This window comes from Paenibacillus sp. Leaf72 (assembly GCF_001422685.1).
Classification (GTDB): Bacteria; Bacillota; Bacilli; order Paenibacillales; family Paenibacillaceae; genus Pristimantibacillus.
This window is the reverse complement of record NZ_LMLV01000023.1, coordinates 269,963-288,995: the sequence shown is the minus strand read 5'-3', so window position 1 is coordinate 288,995 and position 19,033 is coordinate 269,963. Positions and strand designations below refer to the sequence as shown.

The following is a 19,033-nucleotide window of genomic DNA, read 5'->3' as shown; positions in this document are numbered from 1 at the left end:
CATGTGCCGTTGCTATTTATCAGCGGGACAATACGCTATGGAGAAGGCAGAGCGATTGGAGGCGTGATATGAAACGCAAAAGAGCTCGTAAACAAGGAACAGCGAAGCGCGGCTCGCATAGCCGCATATCGCGAAGAAAACGCGGCAAGCAGGCGCGAGTTGGAAAAGTAGCAAGGACAGGAAGACGCAAAGGCAAGCGGGGCGGCAGGAAACTGCGCGGCTCGAAAAAAAGCAGGAATAGGCAGAAGGCAATCGAACAGATACAGCTTGCAGTCGAGCCGCCGGCACCGGTCGAGCCGCCTCCAGCACCAATAGATACGGAGCAGTTAAAAGCGAATAATGCGGCATTCCGGCACGGATTGCCCGCAGGGGCACCAATTGTAGAGCTGCTGCGCCGGGTATTCCGGTTGGGGGACGAAGATTTTATATGGGAGCTGTATCGTCAGGTACTCCAGCGCGAACCGGATATCGAAGGCTTCAACGGCCATCGCAGCCATTTGGCCCACGGTACGCCTCGGGCGGTTATTGCTGCGGCTCTTCTTCAGAGTGCAGAGGCGGAAGCTATTTTTTCCCGCGTGCCATCTGGAGAAGCGAATACGACTGCCCACCTGATTCAGCATTTGTTCCCCGCTGCGGATTTGGATTTTATTCATGGCATTCACGTGCAAATGCTCAATCGGGCACCGGATAGCAATAAAGTAGGACGATACACGACGGCCTTGAAGCAAGGACTGCTGCGGCGCGCATGGATAGCGAGCCTTGTCATGTCGAAGGAGTTCGGCCTGCTCATTGAAATGGCTTATTTGCCTCCGCTTGCAGCAAGTGCAGCCCGTGTAAACAGCCGTCAAATCGGTATGTTCCTTTGCTTTGGGGTGCAAATTGCGATGGATGGCGAAGGCATTGGCCGTTTCATCGTTCGTTTGTCGGAAGGTTTACTGGCGCTGGAGCATGAGTTCACACTTCATGTGGCGACAACGGAAGCAAATTATGCCGAGGCTGCGGCTGTTTATGCCCCGCTGCTCGCGGTTTATGGCAATCGCTTGAGGCTGCACCGTACAGACAGCATGGATACGGTGAATCGCAGCGTGCCTGCGGATATATGGATTGTGCCGTATGTAGGGATGGCGCTCGCGCAATATTTGGAAAAACCTTATATGGTTTGTCTGCATGATCTCGTATATTTGCATTTGCCTGAGCTGTACAGCGCGTATACCCAGCATTACCAATATATCCATTCTGTAGCGCAAAAGGTGACGGAAAAAGCGGCGAAGGTAGTCTTCGCTTCCGAGTTTACGCGCAATCATGAGGGGTTGGAGTTTCTTAAGCTGGCTGTCCATAAAACGGCTGTCGTGCGCTTTGCAGCGCCGCATGAGGAATATGCGGTTTTTCAAACGCATAGCGAGGAGAAGTTCCGCCATGCCTACAAGCTGGATGGTCCATATTTGACCTTCCCGTCGGTGGTAAGGCTGCATAAAAATCATGAAGGCCTCATCAAAGCCTTTTCGCTGTTCAAGCAGACGGAAGCAGGAAGAGCTTCTGGGATGAAGCTTGTTTTTACAGATGATCTTGGAAACCGCCCGCGGCAGCAGGAAATTTTGGCAGCGCTCAACGAAATTGCCGATCCCGTTATCCGCGGCTCAATTGTGTTTATGGGGCGCATAGCTTCGGCAGATTTGCCTTCCCTATACCGTTATGCCGCAGGCACAATCGTCCCGACGCTCTTCGAGGGAAGCTGCCCTTTTCCTATACTCGAGTCGCTGCTGATGAATACGCCAGTCGCCTTCGGAAGACTGGAAGTGGTGCAGGAGGTTATCAGTGACATGAGCCGCTTCGCAACCTTCCATCCGCATAATATCCAGGAGATGGCGGACGCTATTGCACGTCTGTCACGGGAGGGAAAAGAGGTTGTCCCACTTCAGCAGGCCGCACTTAGCGGCGCGTTGAACAGGAGATGGCTGGATGTCGCAGGAGATTATGCAAACGTCATTGATGAGGTGCAAGCAGCTGCCGATTAGCGCAGCTGCTTGCCATAATACCGCCAATACGTATCGCGAAAAACGTTCAAATAACGCTTTGCCACATCATCCCAGCTCTCAGCTGGATCATGAATGCCCGCTACAGCGGCATTTTTGTATTCATCATAATTTGCAGTCAAATCTTCAAGCGCTTGAACGATGGAATCGGGGCTATGGGGGTTGAACCAGGCGATTTTGGCACTATGCCGCGCCAGATGCTCGCGCATGACCGGAATGTCCGAGCAGAGCACCGGAGTACCGAGGCGAAGCGCTTCTTCGACAGGATAGCTCCCGCCACCTTCTGAAAGGCTGGGCATAATGAGCGCCCAGGCATTTTTAATGAGCGCGGGAATATCCTCATCCCCTACAAAGCCGAGCGGGTAAAGATCACGATTGACGACAAGGCCTGTTCGGCGAATGGTGGAAATGAGCGTTGGAATCCAGCTGTGCTGCGGTGTGCAATCCGGAAACGGCTGCCGCAGCGTTTCAGTTAAATAGCCGGTGAGCACTAGCGGGCATTTCGTGCGCCCCTTCCAGTGGGACAAGGCTTCGAGCAGATTGTTATGGTTTTTATGCGGCGAAGTATTGGATGGGTAGATGATGTATTTGGACGGAATGCGGGCAGCGGTGGCTGGAGAGACCTGGTTTGCATATTGTGCGGCAATCGGTGTAATGGCATGGGGCACAACAGTTGCCGATTGATTGCGGGCGCCGAAATGGGCAATGAGGCGATTTTTCACATGCTCCGAAGAAACGACGACGGACGTGACGTGGTCCAGCCATTTTTTCGATAAAATCCAGTGGCTCTTAAGCTGCCCCCCATCCATAAATGGCGGTACATAATCGAACATCGTCGTATCGTGAAAGGTGCAGACGGTTGGACGGTCAAGCGCGTGATAGGGGTGGGTGTGCGGCCAGTAGTAATAGACGACGTCGATACCGGCGAGCAAATAGGAATTTTGGTCGGAATCGATGCTGTACTGGGTGGATACCATCTCAACCTTGCCTAATGCACGCAGTTCCGCCACGTTGCGTATGAGGGAATCGGGTGAGAGGACGAGCCTGATCTGCTCGACGTCCGGCTGCCTGGCCATAGCCGAAATTAAATTATGGAGCAGTCTCATCCCACCGCCGATGGAAAAATGGACAGACCATACAAGAATCCGCATTGTTATAAACCTCCTGCTGGCGACGATGCTGTCTCCTGCCTAATAGGAAGGATGCCAGCCGTTGCTCCGTGAAATATGATAAGTGTTGCGCTTGCGAATTCAATATATGTTGGCGCGAGGGCAGTTATTCGCAGCAGGAGCAATGTCCAGGCCCGCAGCGGGTCTAAATGCCTGCGAGCTTCAGCACATGTTCAAGCTTATTGATATTAACGACAATATTGTCTGTTCCAACGAAGGGCTTGGGCGGCTGCTCCACCTCGCATACGATTTCATAATAGTCTACGCCAGCATGTGCGCATAGCTTCCAGAAATAAGGGTCAACGAAGGTGGAAGGAGCAAGCTCAAAAAGAGCTGCGCCCGGCTCGCAAAAAGCGATGTTGATGCTGCCGCTCCCGAAGGGAGCCACAATATGCTGCGCTGACGAGAAAATCGCGATTTTCTCTGCGGTAGAGAGCGGTGTGAGGACGATTTCCCTGAAGCCCTTGCCTTTGAGAAAACGGAGAACCTCGTCCTCGTTGGCGACAAAGCGGGCCGCGGCATCCTTGCGGGTAATATAAAGACGCTCAAAGCCTTTTTTGGCTTTCACACGCCGGTCAGCTTTAAGCCGCTTGGCCATGAAATGCGATGCCCACGGCGGACATTTGCCGACCATCAGCGGCACCGCCGGCACGATTAGGCGGTCGGCGAGCAGATGGAAGTCTGCATCCTCGACCTGAATGCACTTATGGAGCGGAATGCCGAGCATGGCGAGCGATTCATAATGAAAGGGGTGAAACAGCTTGCCAATGACATATTTGTCAATTGGAATGCCGCTTTTCTCCAGCAAATGGAGCCTAGGCAGCAGGTCGAAAAACCAGTGTCCAAAAATGTTTTGCGTACACGCCTTAATATGCGGCATGTTCCAGCCCCAAATGAGCGTGGCGACCGTTCCCTTGAAATGCTGAGGCTCTGGCAGTTCCGAGAAATCAATGAGCGGACAGTCGAGCTCGACATCACGCAGCCGCTTATTGTCCGGCGTAACAACATAAGCATTGCTCGTCACCAGCCGTCCGCCAGGAATGGCCGCTACAAAAGCTTCGTCAAAGGCAGAAGTCGTCACCCAGCGGGGCTGATCGATGCCTTTGCCCGAAGGAAGCGTCAGCATTTCAGCTGGGTAAATGACTTGATAATAATAGGAAAGCAGATCGGGAGGGACAGCCGCTTGCTGCGCCCAATCTCTCGTTTTTTCATAAAACTGCTGAGGGATAGTGTAGATAGGGATCGCCTCCTTCAATCCTGATTATGCAGCGCGCTTGGCGTAGCGTATCGTTCTGCGCGCTGCATAATGCTAGAATTGCAAAATATGCTTCTATCTCTAACCGTAATGATCGGCAAGCTCCTGCTGCCGCCCAATGATCGGCTGGAAGCTGGCTGGGCAGCCTTTAGGGAACAGAACACCTAAACCGTTGGAATGCTCGAAATGCAAATGAGGCATTGCCGAAAGCTCCGACCAAAGCCGATAAACACCAAAATCTGCGAGCCGAACAACGGTGTCATGAAATAAAATGATGCCGCCCTCCGCAAGCTTCGGAAGCCAAGTCGTGTAATCGTGCAGAACGGCTTCGTACACATGATAGCCGTCAATATGCAATAGCTGAATGGAACCGTCGGGAAAGGCAGCCAGCGCCTGGTCAAAGGTGCCGCGCAGCGGTGTTCCGATTCCGGGAAATTCACGAGCGCTTACAGCATTGACCGCAGCATACATCGAATCATCAAGCGAACCGTAAGCTCCGGTATGGGCATCGCCCATCCATGTATCCACCGCATAACATGCGCTTTTCAACTGAGCATCCTTAATTGCTTGGCAAAAGCTGAAATAGGATGTGCCGTACAGCGTACCTAGCTCCACAATTAGGCTTGGGCGTGCAAAACGGACAAGATCATAAGCAAATTTTCGATGCCCGGACCAAGCTCCGCCTGCAATAAAGCTTGCGGGAAGCTCAGGTGCTGCATCTGCAATAAATTTCGGGTTGTGAAACGTCCAGTCCATAACATCCCCCTGCCTTGCAAAATAGAAGCATAACTACACTATCCTATGTGCAGCTTGCCAGATAGGATAGGGCAGTTGCGCCAAGTCAAAGCGCACATTTCTCCTCTTTATAGACGTACAGCCGCCGTTGCGCGCGCTTTTCCCCTACATACAATGACAACATAAACGAATATATCCGAATGGATGCGAGGTGGAATAGGTTGAGAAGCCGCAGTAGAAAAAGCGGCCGTGCGGGAAGAAGAACCCCGCGCAGCTCACAAGGCGGCATTCGCCGCCGCACGGCCAGACGTCCGGCGGTCCGCAGGCGCAGACAGCGCAGGGGTCAGGCGCAGCGCGGGGGGGCGCTGCAGCCTGCGATCATCCGAGGAATGTGTGCAAAAGCACGAAACGGCGGGCTCGCAGCGGGCTTAACGACGAGACATGAGCCTGAGCCAGCCGATGAGCAGCAGCATCTGCAGCGGTTATGGCATAGCTACTGCCTTGCGGCGGGCGGAGCAGCTTCTAAATCAGCATATTTGGCCTGTATGAAGGCCTTCATAGAGGGATATTTTGCCGCTACGGGAAGCCCGGCGCCAAATTGGGTGCTGCTGCCGACTAATCGGACGGTGGCGGCGGTCGTGATGGCGATGAATGAAGAGGAATCCATGGCTTCCATGATTCGACAATTGGAGAGGCTTCCTCTACATGAAATCGTCGTCGTCGTGAACGGCTCGACCGACATGACGGCGAGCAAAGTTCGGGAGAGCGGCAAAGCTGTACTCATTCATTACGCTGGAGCACTCGGTCATGATGTGGGACGGGCGGTGGGCGCAAGAACAACGGTTTCGGATATCGTATTGTTCGTCGATGCGGATATTCCGGTTGCTGCGGAGCAATTGCTGCCTTTTATTGAAGCAGTCGCTGGAGGGACGGATATGGTGCTCAATAATTTATCATCTTATATGGGAAATTTTTCGGGAAGAGATGAAGTTATGATGCTGAAGGAGTTCATTAACCGCTCGGTGAACCGGTCCGATCTTACGGTTAATTCCTTGACTGCCGTTCCGCATGCGCTCTCCCGCAAAGCGATTGAGGCGATTGGAGCAGCGCATCTGGCCGTTCCGCCGAAGGCGCAGGCGATTGCGCTCCGATATGGCCTCAAGGTAGGTACAGCGAGCATGGTGGATGTCATTCGACATAATCGGCTGCGTCCGGGAAATGTAGGCATGGGCAACCAGGTAGCGAGGCTTATTGTAGGCGACCATCTGGAAGCACTGGCGTGGATGATGAACGCGGGAAATGCCCGCCTGCAATATACGGACGGAGTAAGGGATCGCAGAAGTGCTGGCGGAGGAGGGGAATAGATGCTGACCAGTATTATTATTCCAACCTACAACCGCTTGCCGCTGCTGCAGGAGGCGATTTATTCCATTCGCAGCAGTACACCGGAAGCTTATGAGCTGATCGTTGTGGATAATGGCTCAACGGATGGCACAATCGAATTTTTACGTGAGCAGCATATTACATTTGTCGGCTTGCCGAGCAATCAGGGCTTTCCCGCCGCCTGTAATTGGGGGCTGCGTCTGGCCCGCGGGGAGCAACTGCTGCTGCTGAACAATGACGTGCTAGTGGCGCCTGGTTGGCTTGGCAAGCTGAGGCAAGCTTTATGCAGCAGCAAGCAGGTTGGCATCGCGGGGCCGATGTCCAACTTTGTAAGCGGCAGGCAGCAAATCGAAATGCGCGGCAATTATACGGAGATGGCGGAGCAGCTTGGCACAGAGGCGGCAGGCAATTATGAGGAGGTCAACCGATTGGTTGGCTTTTGCCTGTTGTTTTCACGGGAGCTGATGGACCGAATTGGTCTGCTGGATGAGCGTTTCTCGCCAGGCCATTATGAGGATGATGACTATTGCTATCGTGCGCGGCAAGCAGGCTACCGACTGCTGATGGTTAAGGATACATTCGTTTATCATCATGGCAGTGCAAGCTTTAAACAGGAGGGCGAGGATGCGGTAGAGCGTCTGCTTGCCCGCAATCGGATGCTGTTTTCAGACAAATGGGGCGTGGATCCGCAGCAGTTTATTTAAAATATAAAGAAAGGATATCGTAACGCTATCCTTTCTTTATATTTCTCGGAATGAAACGCGCTGCGCCCCCAAAGGCCGGCGACAGCCGTTTCACCTTGACCAAATCCAAATTTTGCACCAAAGCAGGAGGTGTTCAGCATGAAAACAGCGAGAAGGCGCAAAGCCTCCAGCATTCCGATTAAGCGGCGGAAGAGGCGTGCCGTTTCAAAGAGGAAAAATCGCTCGGCAAAGCCCGACAAGCCGCAGGCGGCTAAGGCACCCTATCAGGATGGTTATCAAATCGGTCATCAGGAAGGCTACAGCAAAGGCTATGAAGATGGAAGCAAGCAGGCAGAGGAAGAAAAGACAGACCACTCGCACGGCTGGGAGCTCGCTGAGAAGGCTGGCTACGAGAAAGGGCTGAAAATCGGACGCTACGAGGGCGGCGATGCCATCATCGACGAGCAGCTGTCGGAAACTCATGTGCTTCCAGATACATCCGTAGCACAGGTAATCGCATCGGGCATCGCTGCGCTAGGAGAACGCATCATCCACCTTTTGACTGCTGAGCAGGTGGCAGGGCGATTGCTGGAAGCGCTGGAGCAGCGCAAGCCGCTATCTGTCGTGCGTCTTGGTGATGGTGAGCTGTTGACGCTGGCACAGGAGAGTGTGCTGCCGACTGAACAGATTCGCCAGGAGGGCGGGTTTTTAGAGTATGCCGGAGTGAAGGTGCCGGACATTGCTGCACGCGACCGCTTGCTGGCAGCGGTAAAGCGGGCTGACATTGTAGGCATTCCAAAGCTGCGGCAGCCGAACTACCAACGGCTGGCCACGGACGTTTTTCAATCGTATGGCATTGACTTTCGCAGCAAAGTGCTGACAGATTCGCTCGTCAATTATCGTTTGTATCAGGACGGTCATTTGTCCCGCCTGATGAAAGGACGAAAAGTGCTTGTTGTTGGGAATTTGGCGCAGCCGCTCGCCGAAGTGCTCGCTGAGAGCGGCGTGGCGGTTGCAGGAGCTGTTGCGCAGGTTCAAGGAATCCATGATGTGGACCGGGTGATGGGGGAGATCAGAGGGCAAAACTTTGATCTGGCGTTAGTGTCAGCGGGCATTGCGGCTGTAATCCTTGCGGATGCGATAGCAGCAGAAATGGGCAAGGCTGCGCTTGATTTCGGCCATATGGCTAATGCAATCATCAAAGGGGAGGCGCCATTGCAGGCTTAAATCGGTGGCAGCAGCGTTAATCAGACTCTTTCTCCTCATAATTAAGCCGGTGAAGCGAAACTCCACCGTAAAGCTCTTTCTTAAAGCGATCTTATGTAAACCGTCCCGTGAGGGACGGTTGTTTTGCTGTAATGGACGCAGCAGCTTAGGAAGGGATAGTGCCAATTGTAGCAGTAAGCGACGAGTAAGTGATGTCAGCTGTAGTACCTGCCGCGATGACGACGCCCGATACTGTAACTTGCAGTTCGTACGTGTGACTGCCAGCAGCCAGACCGCCGTTGAAGTAAGTGATCGGAATCGCTCTTTCTAAAGAGAACAATCCGAGCAATGTGATTGCAAGCAAGTCGGTGCTTACTACTGTAGCTACAGTGACGCTATCTTGCAGCAGGTCTACAGTAATGGTCGGGTTGAGCGCTACAACCAGAAGAGCAGTAAAGTTAAGGGATACATTAACGGTACCTTCAATAATCACCTGGTTGGAAGTGGCCGTTACCGGAACAATCAGAGTTGCAGCAGTGACAGCTGTAGCAGCAGCTGGGATAGCAGTCGGAACAGCACCTTGGATACCTACAACATGAGAACCGGGACCAGCAGGTCCAGTTGCGCCTGTTAGACCAGTCGCACCAGTAGGTCCTGTTGGTCCGGTAGGGCCAGTAGGGCCAGTCGCACCAGTAAGTCCTGTAAGGCCAGTTAAACCAGTTAATCCAGTTTCACCCATAATTGATTCATCTCCTTTCAATCATATATCACATCATATGTTGATAGAGCGTAATAGCAACGGTATTTGTCCAAGAATAATCGTATATTTTACAAAATGATAGATTCTAAAGTCTGACTCAAGCGATCCGATCAGTCTTCTCCTGGCAAATGCAATAAAGGCGGCGATAAATGCCCGATTTGCGGCAAGGGCAGGCAATTCGTCCACTATGAAAGCTCTAGCAAAGCATACGATGTTGAAGAGACGATACTATACTTTCGGCACCGGCTATGGTAGGAAGGAGCTGCACATTGGCTACACGCACATGTATAATAGAAAGCCATTTATTTTGGGGTGAACCGGCATGAAGGCGGTTATTATGGCAGGGGGAAAAGGGACGCGCTTTTGGCCGAGAAGCACGACGGCAAAGCCGAAGCAGTTCCTTTCCTTAACATCCGGCGAGGCAACCATGCTGCAGGAAACGTACAGCCGTTTTCGCAGCTGCTTGCCGGAGGAGGATGTTTATGTAGCAGTAAGCCGCAACTATTTGCCGCTTGTTCGGGAGCAGCTGCCGCAGCTTAGCGAGGAACAGCTCATTATTGAGCCGGAGCAGCGGGATACAGCGCCTTGCATTGCGCTGACGGCGAGTTTTTTTCAGAAACGGGGATTAAATGAAGTCATTGTAACGGCTCCTTCGGATCAATACATTCCAGATGCTGCCGAACTGATGGAGGCGCTGCGGGCAGCGGAACAGGCAGCTCGGGATGAAGGCGTTGTCGTAACGATGGGGATTGTGCCAACAAGAGCAGAGACGGGATACGGCTATATTGAAGCGGGTGAGCATGAAGATGGCAAATATGGGCCAGGCATTAAGACGGTAAAAGCCTTTATCGAGAAGCCGACGCTCTCGCGGGCGGAGGAACTGATCGCGATACCGAATATGTACTGGAACAGCGGTATTTTTATATGGAAGCCGTCGACTATTGCAGGTTACATGCAGCTTTACCAGCCAGATATGTGGCGTGTTTTTGAACTTGAAGGAGAGCAGCTTGCAAAAGCTTATGTGCAGCTGCCGAAGCAATCTATCGATTATGCACTGATAGAAAAGCTGGAACGACTGTATACGCTGCCGATTGCTTTTACATGGGACGATGTTGGCGTGTGGACGTCGCTTGAACGCATATTCGGGGCGGATGCTGATGGGAATATTTTGCTCGGGAAAATCTATCCGACGGGCACGAGCAATAGCATTGTTTACGCGGAGGGGCAGCGGGTGCTAGTCATTGGCGTTGATAATCTGATCGTCGTATCGACGGACGAAGGACTGCTGATTTGTCATAAAACACAGGAGCAGGCGGTTAAACATGCGATAGCCGCGATGGATGCTGAGCGAGAGGGAGGCATGCCGTGAAAGCATTGATTACAGGCATAACCGGCTTTGCCGGAAGCCATTTGGCAGAGTATTTGCTGGCGCATCAAATGGAAGTGTCCGGCACCGTAAGAAAGACCAGCAGTATTAAGCATATCGCTCATTTGCTGCCCGCTGTGAGGCTGTATGAATGCGAGCTGACTAATGAAGCCGATGTGGAAAAAATGATAGCGGACGTTAGGCCGGACATGATTTTTCATCTGGCAGCGCAAAGCTTCGTGCCAAAGTCTTGGGAATCGCCGCTTGCGACGATCTACAACAATATTGCCGGGCAAATTCATTTGCTGGAAGCTGTACGAAAGGCAGGAATCAACTGCAAGCTGCTGCTCGCCTGCTCTAGTGAGGAATATGGCCAGGTAGACACGCAGGATATTCCGATTAAGGAAACGACGCCGCTGCGTCCTCTCAGTCCCTATGCTGTCAGCAAAATTACACAAAATTATTTAGGCTACCAATATTATCGCAGCTATGGGATGCATATTGTATGCATGCGAACTTTCAATCATACGGGACCGCGGCGCGGCGAGCAGTTCGTAACCTCCAACTTTGCGAAGCAAATCGTCGAAATCGAACGGGGACTGAAGCCGCCCGTTCTATATGTGGGCAATTTGGAGGCAAAGCGCGACTTTACCGATGTGCGCGATGTTGTGCGAGCGTACCACTTGGCTATTGAAAAATGCGAGCCTGGAGAAGTATACAATATTGCATCGGGAAGCTCGCGGGCGATTGGCGAGATGCTGCAGACGCTGGTCGGCCTTAGCAGCAGCACCATTTCGATTCAGGAAGACCCGGCGCGGCTGCGGCCTGCGGATGTGCCCGAGCTAGTCGGCGATTATTCTAAATTTCATCATCGTACGGGCTGGCGTCCGGAAATTCCTTTTGAGCAGACGATGCAGGATTTGTTAAGCTACTGGCGGGCGGAATTAGGTTAGGCTGCATGTAGAATGACCACGTCTGTGGGGAACAGCATAGCTTGGAGTACTTTTTGGCTAATACCCTCTAGACGGAAAATCGGACGGCGGCTTTATCGTTGTCTGATAAAGGTGTAGAGGGTGTTTTCACGTTGCTATTATGTAATTGCTAAGCAGGCGTGGTGGAGAACTGAGCATAAGCTGGAAAAAGCAAACTGCCCCAGCATTTACGCCAGAGGCAGTCCGTGTCTCGTGTGATTTTAAAGTTAGAGAAGCGTAAGCTCGGTCAGGCGTGCGCGGATCATGCCGCCAACCGCCTGCGGCGAAAAGGACGTATGAATCGTATGCTGCCCTTGCGCTGCAATGGCTTGGCGCCACTCCGGCTCTTGAATAAGCCTTTGCATATAAAAGGCGGCATGATGCACATCGGGTTCAGCCCAAGTCTGATATCCCTGATACGGTCCCCAATCGGTGCCGACTTGCACCAGCTCGTAATTGACGGGACAGGAATTGGTCTCGTTCATAAAGTCGGTATTGCCGGACCAGTTCGTGCCAATGACCGGTTTCCCCAAATACATCGCTTCTGCGAGGCCCAGTCCAAAGCCTTCAGCGCGATGCAGCGAGACGAAACAATCCGTGACACTCAGCAGCGAGTTGACTTCCAGGCGGGAGAAAATACGATCAATAATAAAAATATTGCTGTGCTCGGCAGCGAGCTGCTGCAGCGGTTCTATATCCTCCGGGCGGAAATTCGTATTGTTGACCTTGAGTACGAGTCCGACCGTTGGATCATTTTTCGGAAAAGCGAGCCGGAACGCTTCTATAACAGCTTGCGGATTTTTGCGATGCGTATAGCTTTGTACATCGTACATCATCATGAATAGGAAGCGATCGGTTGGCAGTCCAAGTGATTCCCTCGTAACCTCAGGAGAAGTCTCAACCTCCACGCCATGAGGGATGATGACGACAGGGACAGGTGATTTCTGCACGACCGAATCAAGCACGAAGCGGCTGGATACCCACACCTCCTGCACCAGCTTGAACGCTGGAACGAACTTTTCTGGAAAATCAGGGAGCTCCCAGTGCCAGTAGCCAATATTGTAGCGGTTGTGGAACAGGCTGCGTCCAAAATGGTCCATAGCCGGCGCCATATAATCCGCATTCATATGAAACAGGTTCGTGTTAAAGGGGCGGTCTTCTGTTTTTTTATGCTCCCAGCTCATATCCGACATCCGGGTAGCGACTTGAAGCGGGAAGTTTAAAATGCCAAAAGGAATCTCGGCTCGCTCAATCGCTCTTGCCGCAAGTCTGGCCGATTCGCCAATGCCCATTTCCGCATGAATAAAGCCGACAAGATTTATGCCCTGTGCGGTCCAAGGCTGCGGATCAATTACCTCTTCGGCAGATGGGTGATCTTCTGCTTGACGGGTCTGTTTGACTTGCTGCGATAGGCTGGAGGAGGCGCGATTTTTTGTTTTTCGAAGGCCGCCGTTATTTTTCTTTCTGCGTTCGGCCCGCCGCTTGGCCCGCGGTTTGATAGCTTTGCGTTTACGGCGTTTGGCCAGAAGCGATTTTGTGGAAGAACTGTGCTGCTTGCGTTTGGCGGACGTTTGATGTCGCTTGCGCTTAAGTGATTTGGCCACTTGTTTCCTTCCTTTCTCGTCATTTGCATGTGGAGAAATCGTTAGCGGATACGCGCTTGACTATATTGTATTCACAATGGACCTCAGATTCATGGACAATGACCTAATGGATAGTAAAAAGCGGCGTATGACTAGAAGCATGCAGAATGTGCGGCAATAACCGAGCGGTACTCATCGAGGAAGCTTTGCTTTATACACTGAGTGTGGGAGGTTGTGCGGTGGCCGTGCCGCCAAACAGGTTTGCTGCATAAGCCATAATAGATGGACAACTTGACGATTAAACAACTTGGGAAAAAGAAGGGGGAGAGAGCGATGGTGGCTATGACAAGACAGCAATTTATTGCGGCATTGGTGCCTGCCGTCATACAAGTACGGCGCGAGGGCTCACCGATGCTGCCATCTGTACGACTGGCGCAGTATATTTTGGAAACCGGAGGTGTCATTCATTCCTGGTATAATTTAGGTGGAATTAAAGTCTTGGGAGCTTCGCCCAATGCCTATTGGCAGGGCCAAGCGGTCGTCAAAGGAACATGGGAGCATGTCGATGGCCGAAATATAAATACGAGCGCGGCCTTTCGCGCATACAGCAGTGTCTATCATTTTATGAAGGATCAGGATCTGCTGTTTATGAAAGCGCGGTATGATCGAGTGAGGCTTGCGAAGACGCCAGAGGAACAGGCGCAAATGCTGCTGGCCTGCGGCTATGCAACCGATCCGGCGTATGCAGCCAAGCTGATCGCCATCATAAACAGCAATGGGCTTCGACAGTATGATAACGAGGCTGCAGCGGCTGTAAAGACAACGGTATTTCAGGGCGCGAAGACGGTGCCGATTTTGCAAGGAGGAATGGTGGAGGTGATCGGTTATGAGCGTGATGGCACCGTGTGGGTGCCAGCGAGAGCGCTCGGCAGCCGCCTCGGCGGAAAAATTGGCTGGACAGGTTCAAAAGTAACGGTGAATAGCCAGGAGCTGGAGTCGCTGCTGGATGGAGGAACGGGGTATGTAACGATGCGTGCGCTGGCTGCTTCCCTGAATAAAAAAATCGAATGGGAGCCGAGCACACGCACCGTGACGATTATATAAGGGCAAGGCAGCTATTTTTTACGCTGGGAGGCTGCCCAGAAAGCAAGCACAATCAGCGGAATCGTTATAAACCACGGAATGTGAATGGTTCTGCCAGCAACAAAAGCGAAAATAAACAATAGCACGAAGCCGATAATAATATACAGACAGCCTCTTCCGAAAGTATTCATAAAATCTGCGCACCTCCTAGCATAAGGAACTCATCCCTTATCATACGAAGCAATCTTTAGCAGGTTGCATGAAAATAGGAGCTGCGCAAAATTAAGCGTTACAGCCAGGTTGTTTTCTCTGCATAAGGCTTGCGCGCAGTAGCTGGCGCTTCCCCTTGCGGGTATCCGATGAAAAGGGTGCCGATTATTTTTTTGCCCTCCGGCGATCCAATAAAGGCAAACATCCGCTCGTCATGGACGAGGCCGATGCCGCGTGTACGCCATACAAGTCCAAGTCCCAGCGTTTCGGCGGTCAGCCACATCGAGTGAATGGCGCAGGCTGCGGCATATTCGTTGTCCTTGGAGGAAGCTTCGTCCCCTTCAATGATATCGGCCGTTACAACAATGGCAAGGGGCGTCGTTTCCAGCACTTTAATCGATTCTTTTACTAAATGCGGCTTGGTTGGAAAACGCTCCTCCAGATAGGTACGCGCCAATTGCTCATAACGCTGCTTTGCTTCGCCGCGAACGACATAAAAATGCCAAGGCTCCCGCAGGCGGTCGTTAGGGGCGAGCGTTGCAGCTTCCAGCAAAGCGGCGATTTTCTCTTCCTCTACTTCCTGCGGCAAATAATTACGCACTGCGCGTCTTTGTTTCAAAGCATCAAGCAAGGTAAGGGTGGTGGTAGTCATTGTTTTCTCTCCTTCTATAGAGTGCTGCAGCGTATGGGTGCAACAAAATGGATAAGCTCTCCCTGTATACTATACAGTGGAACAGGCGATGAGGAAAGGGATACAGAAGTAGAATATAGAATAAGAAAAAACGATATATAATAAGATAATAAGCTTACATATCCAGTCGGCATTTATGATTTGGTTAGCTAGCTGCACAAGGAGGAACTGAAAATAATGGGTAAAGCATTTGATAAATTATTGCCGGAGCACGAGGAGTTTATCGGGCGGCAGCACATGTTTTTTGTAGGATCGGCTCCGCTGACGGCGGAAGGGCATGTTAATATATCTCCGAAAGGCTACGATACGTTTCGCATATTGTCGAACCAGGAGGTCGCTTATCTCGATTTGACGGGGAGCGGCAATGAAACGAGTGCGCATGTGCTGGAAAATGGCAGGATGACGATTATGTTTATAGCAATGGAGGGGAAGCCCGTTATTATGCGACTTTTCGGCACAGGGAAAGTTGTATTGCCAGGAACTGAGCGCTGGAATGAGCTGATTGGGAGGTTTGAACTGCTGCCAGGCGCTAGGCAAATTATTGTGCTAGATATTCATAAGGTGACGACGGCGTGCGGATTCAGCATCCCTTTTTATGACTATCAGGGCGAGCGGGAACAGCTGAAAGACTGGGCTGAGAAGGTAGGTGATCAAAAGCTAACGGACTATCAAAATGAAAAAAACAGCTACAGCCTCGATCGGCTGCCTACCCCTCTTGGCATTCAGAGGCAGACAGCTGAAACATAGGCAAATAGCTGCTTAATGAACCTGTTATCGATTCGTTATTCATTCGCAGGGAGATTGTAACGGGAAAAAAGCTTCCAGATCAGCTCTCTGCGGCTGGACACTTCCGTTTTCGCAAAAATAGATTTGAGATGATCCTGCACCGTATACGAGGAAATATGCAAGGAACTGGCCAGTTCCTTCGTGGAAAGGCCACGCCATAACCGTTCGACCAGCTGCTTCTCGCGCGAAGTTAGCGCATAAGCTTCAGCAATGATTGGCAAAATATCGCCAGGCTTCGCAAGCTCGAACCATACCGCAAGCTGAACCGAGTGATCCGCGGCTTGGAGCTTGCTGGCTCGCAGCGATAAGTAGGGGCCATCAGGAATGCGGATACATACTTTTGCGTCGGTCTGTGGCTCCCTATCCGAGGTGCTTGCAGCCAAAGCACGCGAGCAAACGGCACGGATTGGTCTCGGCAGTGTCTGCTCGTCGATGAACTCCCATTCGCGGAGCAGCGACAGCCAGCTGTTTGCAGCGTCATTACTCGATAGAAGCAGCAGCTGCTCAGACAGAATCAGAATGCCAGGATCGTCTTGAAAGGCGGCGCCCTCGCTATCTGGCAGCAGCAAGCTCGCTTTTTTCAAGGTGCGGGCCATGCTTGGGACTAAGGAAGCGATATACAAGCGTTCCTCTTCTTGAAAAAACGGCTCATTGAGCTGCCGAAATAACGTCAAATACCCCCAGCAAGCCCCATCCACCGTAAGTGCTGCACGCAGCTCATCTCCAAAGCCGGCAGGCTGCAGCACCTTTGTATATTTGAGGCTTCGACTTAAATCGCCTTCGGTTGCGCCGCTTAATGTAGCAACGGGCTCCGCAAGCTTGGCAAGCTCCTCATACGAATTGAAATCCTCCCGCAAATATTCATATTCAAACAATAGATGATGAATGGCCTCTACGCCTTCCTCCGTAACTGCGCCAGTAGACAGCATCGTATGCGGATCGACCAGCGTACAGCATGCAGCTGCAAAAGGCATCGTCGTTCGCAGCTCTGCAAGCAGCCTCTCCCTGTATTCGCTGGAGCGGAGGTTAGCCTCCTCTAATTTGGCGAGCTGTTTCCGTACACTTTCTCTTTGCTTGTTCATCCCAGCTCTCCTGATTACCCACATTTATGGGATAGTGATTTTGTGGCGACCCGATATAATTAACATTAATTACAGATTACATTTTACAGAATACCCGCCAAATTGAAAAGGATGGACCATATACAGAGTTGAAGGGAGAGCTGTACCGATGAATGAGAAGCAGCCGCAACAACAGAAAACAATGAGTTGGAATGATCCCCAAGTGGAGGGCTATGGACGAACGATTTCTTTAAAAATACCCGGCTATTTCATGCTGTATGATATGACAGATCGTTTAATGAACGCGATGCTTGGTCCTGAAAGGGAACAGGACATATTAGTTGTTGGCGCAGGCGGCGGGCAGGAGATTGTGACGCTCGGCGGTGCGCATCCAGCGTGGAGCTTTACCGGGGTTGACCCGTCTGCACGCATGCTGGCAATAGCCGAGCAGCGCATTCGGATGGAGCGATTGGAAGCGGGAGTAACGCTGCACGAGGGAACGGCAGACGAGCTGCCGAAGGACAAGCTGTATGATGCAGCGACTTCCCTGCTAGTGCTGCATTTTATAAAGGGGCTGGATCAGAAAAGGAAGCTGCTGCGCAGCATAGCCGAACGTTTGAAGCCGGGAGCGCCGTTATTGATTGCCGCAATAAGCTGTGATCGCCAGGAGGAAGCATTCGCCGTGCAAATGAGCGCTTGGCAAAGCCACATGCTGGATAATGGCATTCCGCTGGAGGATTGGGAGCGGTTTGCCGCCTCTCTTGGCGCCGAATCAGATCCTGTGCCGCCAGAGCAGGTGGAAGAGCTGCTTCGGGAAGTTGGCTTTAACCATATTTCAAAATTTTTCGGTTCCTACCTTATTACAGGATGGTTTGCTGTCAAAGCAGACGGGGAGCATAACATAGAAGAGAAGAGGCAGGACAAATGAAACAAGACATCGTTGTTATAGGCGGCTACGGCCATGTGGGCGGAGATATAAGCAAGCAGCTCGGAGCAAAATTTCCAGGTAAAGTGTATGCGGCGGGCAGAAGCTTAGAGCGTGCGAAACAATTCGCGGACCAGACGGGCGGCCAGGTGAAACCAATGGCATTTAATTTAAGCAACTGGAAGCAGGAAATGGATTTCGAACGTGTCAAGCTAATTGTCATGTGTATGGATCAGACGGATGATGCCTTTGTACAGGCTAGCCTGCGGAGTGGAACGCATTACGTGGATATTTCAGCGTATGGCCCTTTCCTGACCAGCTTAGAGAGGCATACAGAGGAAGCTGCTTTGGCACAGGCGACAGCGGTGCTGAGCGTCGGGCTAGCGCCAGGTGTAACGAATTTGCTCGCACGCAAGGCGCAGCAGGAGCTGGATCAGCTCGATAGCGTAGATATCGCAATTATGCTGGGGCTTGGCGATCAGCATGGCAAGGCGGCGATAGAGTGGACGGTCGACAGCATTGGCAGTGCATTTTCAATTGTTGAAAATGGCGGTGTCGCGCAGACGGTCAGCTTTAGCGGCGGCAAGCGCACCGACTTCGGCAAGGAGTTGGGCAGCCGCATGGCTTACCGTTTCCCGTTCTCCGATCAGCAGTCGCTGCCAAGAACGCTGAAAGTGCCGACCGTATCAACAAGGCTTTGTTTCGATTCAGGTGCGGTCACCCGCTTGGTTGCGTGGATACGCGCAACGGGATTATTCCGGCTGCTGAAAGTCAAATGGATTCGCTCTGCCGCTGTGAGCAGCTTTGGGATGATGCGTTTTGGCTCAGACGGCTATGCGGTTAAAGTAGATGGCTGGGGAATGAAAGCGGGTAAGAAGAAGCATGTTCAATATTTGGTCGATGGTTCCCACGAGGCGGCAGCGACCGCTAAAGTGGCGACCGCTGTTGCCACCGCTGTTTATGAAGGCGGCCTGCCAGGCGGTGTATTCCATACGGAGCAGCTATTTGAGCTGGTGAAGAGCGGCAAAGGCAAAATAGCCCTGCAAGCCGCTGCGGGCATTACGAAACGACCGCAGATCATTGAAGGCTTGAGATATGACAGCTGGGAGTAAGGCCAGAGCGTTATCAAGGTT

General features: G+C 52.0%; 18 protein-coding genes. 10 read left to right on the top strand and 8 right to left on the bottom strand.

Features of this window, described 5'->3' with window-relative positions; all coding sequences use genetic code 11:
- The first annotated feature begins 68 nt into the window (after window positions 1–68).
- Window positions 69–2,015, top strand: coding sequence for a DUF4214 domain-containing protein (locus ASF12_RS19940; protein ID WP_056038407.1), 1,947 nt, complete (start codon window positions 69–71; stop codon window positions 2,013–2,015).
- On the opposite strand, the gene ASF12_RS19935 is transcribed toward ASF12_RS19940, so the two are convergent.
- The 3 genes from ASF12_RS19935 to ASF12_RS19925 form a co-directional block, all read right to left on the bottom strand.
- On the bottom strand, window positions 2,012–3,184 hold the full coding sequence (locus tag ASF12_RS19935) for a glycosyltransferase family 4 protein (RefSeq protein ID WP_056038404.1): 1,173 nt from the start codon (window positions 3,182–3,184) through the stop codon (window positions 2,012–2,014). The two genes, ASF12_RS19940 and ASF12_RS19935, sit on opposite strands and share 4 nt — an antisense overlap.
- Before the next feature lie 163 nt (window positions 3,185–3,347).
- Window positions 3,348–4,457, bottom strand: coding sequence for a glycosyltransferase family 61 protein (locus ASF12_RS19930; RefSeq protein WP_327204931.1), 1,110 nt, complete (start codon window positions 4,455–4,457; stop codon window positions 3,348–3,350).
- A gap of 81 nt (window positions 4,458–4,538) precedes the next feature.
- The gene (locus ASF12_RS19925) at window positions 4,539–5,213 is read right to left on the bottom strand and encodes a class I SAM-dependent methyltransferase (RefSeq protein ID WP_056038397.1); all 675 of its coding nucleotides are present in this window, start codon (window positions 5,211–5,213) and stop codon (window positions 4,539–4,541) included.
- Window positions 5,214–5,413: 200 nt separating this feature from the next.
- Here ASF12_RS19925 and ASF12_RS19920 point away from each other — a divergent pair, with 200 nt between their 5' ends.
- The 3 genes from ASF12_RS19920 (at window position 5,414) to ASF12_RS19910 (ending at window position 8,485) form a co-directional block, all read left to right on the top strand.
- Complete coding sequence (locus ASF12_RS19920; RefSeq protein WP_056038394.1) at window positions 5,414–6,556, top strand: glycosyltransferase; 1,143 nt, start codon at window positions 5,414–5,416, stop codon at window positions 6,554–6,556.
- Window positions 6,557–7,279, top strand: a complete 723-nt coding sequence (locus ASF12_RS19915) for a glycosyltransferase family 2 protein (RefSeq protein ID WP_056038392.1) — start codon at window positions 6,557–6,559, stop codon at window positions 7,277–7,279.
- A 138-nt stretch (window positions 7,280–7,417) separates the two neighbouring features.
- Window positions 7,418–8,485 (top strand): GT-D fold domain-containing protein, encoded by a 1,068-nt coding sequence (locus ASF12_RS19910; RefSeq protein ID WP_063892608.1) that lies wholly within the window; start codon window positions 7,418–7,420, stop codon window positions 8,483–8,485.
- 145 nt (window positions 8,486–8,630) lie between these two features.
- On the opposite strand, the gene ASF12_RS35250 is transcribed toward ASF12_RS19910, so the two are convergent.
- Window positions 8,631–9,203, bottom strand: coding sequence for a hypothetical protein (locus tag ASF12_RS35250; protein ID WP_056038390.1), 573 nt, complete (start codon window positions 9,201–9,203; stop codon window positions 8,631–8,633).
- 358 nt (window positions 9,204–9,561) lie between these two features.
- On the opposite strand from ASF12_RS35250, the gene ASF12_RS19900 reads away from it, so the two are divergent.
- Window positions 9,562–10,593 carry a mannose-1-phosphate guanylyltransferase gene (locus ASF12_RS19900; protein WP_327204930.1) on the top strand — a complete coding sequence of 344 codons (1,032 nt, stop codon included), beginning with the start codon at window positions 9,562–9,564 and terminating at the stop codon, window positions 10,591–10,593.
- The gene (locus ASF12_RS19895) at window positions 10,590–11,543 is read left to right on the top strand and encodes a GDP-mannose 4,6-dehydratase (protein ID WP_056038383.1); all 954 of its coding nucleotides are present in this window, start codon (window positions 10,590–10,592) and stop codon (window positions 11,541–11,543) included. Before ASF12_RS19900 ends, ASF12_RS19895 begins: the two co-directional genes overlap by 4 nt.
- A 245-nt stretch (window positions 11,544–11,788) precedes the next feature.
- On the opposite strand, the gene ASF12_RS19890 is transcribed toward ASF12_RS19895, so the two are convergent.
- Entirely contained in the window at window positions 11,789–13,165 is a 1,377-nt protein-coding gene (locus ASF12_RS19890; protein ID WP_235533220.1) for a glycosyltransferase family 4 protein, read from the bottom strand.
- A 312-nt stretch (window positions 13,166–13,477) separates the two neighbouring features.
- On the opposite strand from ASF12_RS19890, the gene ASF12_RS19885 reads away from it, so the two are divergent.
- Window positions 13,478–14,248, top strand: a complete 771-nt coding sequence (locus tag ASF12_RS19885; protein WP_056038380.1) for a glucosaminidase domain-containing protein — start codon at window positions 13,478–13,480, stop codon at window positions 14,246–14,248.
- A gap of 11 nt (window positions 14,249–14,259) precedes the next feature.
- On the opposite strand, the gene ASF12_RS35245 is transcribed toward ASF12_RS19885, so the two are convergent.
- Window positions 14,260–14,418: a hypothetical protein gene (locus tag ASF12_RS35245; protein WP_200931650.1), complete on the bottom strand. Its 159-nt coding sequence runs from the start codon at window positions 14,416–14,418 to the stop codon at window positions 14,260–14,262.
- Window positions 14,419–14,516: 98 nt separating this feature from the next.
- The gene (locus tag ASF12_RS19880) at window positions 14,517–15,089 is read right to left on the bottom strand and encodes a nitroreductase family protein (RefSeq protein WP_056038377.1); all 573 of its coding nucleotides are present in this window, start codon (window positions 15,087–15,089) and stop codon (window positions 14,517–14,519) included.
- A 216-nt stretch (window positions 15,090–15,305) separates the two neighbouring features.
- On the opposite strand from ASF12_RS19880, the gene ASF12_RS19875 reads away from it, so the two are divergent.
- Complete coding sequence (locus ASF12_RS19875; protein ID WP_056038374.1) at window positions 15,306–15,875, top strand: pyridoxamine 5'-phosphate oxidase family protein; 570 nt, start codon at window positions 15,306–15,308, stop codon at window positions 15,873–15,875.
- A gap of 35 nt (window positions 15,876–15,910) precedes the next feature.
- Here ASF12_RS19875 and ASF12_RS19870 read toward each other — a convergent pair whose 3' ends face one another.
- The gene (locus ASF12_RS19870) at window positions 15,911–16,996 is read right to left on the bottom strand and encodes a helix-turn-helix transcriptional regulator (protein WP_056038371.1); all 1,086 of its coding nucleotides are present in this window, start codon (window positions 16,994–16,996) and stop codon (window positions 15,911–15,913) included.
- 148 nt (window positions 16,997–17,144) lie between these two features.
- Here ASF12_RS19870 and ASF12_RS19865 point away from each other — a divergent pair, with 148 nt between their 5' ends.
- A complete protein-coding gene (locus tag ASF12_RS19865) occupies window positions 17,145–17,903 on the top strand; it encodes a class I SAM-dependent methyltransferase (protein WP_063892606.1) in 759 nt (252 codons plus the stop codon).
- On the top strand, window positions 17,900–19,012 hold the full coding sequence (locus ASF12_RS19860) for a saccharopine dehydrogenase family protein (RefSeq protein WP_056038369.1): 1,113 nt from the start codon (window positions 17,900–17,902) through the stop codon (window positions 19,010–19,012). The genes ASF12_RS19865 and ASF12_RS19860 overlap by 4 nt, the downstream gene beginning before the upstream one ends.
- The last annotated feature ends 21 nt before the right edge of the window (window positions 19,013–19,033 follow it).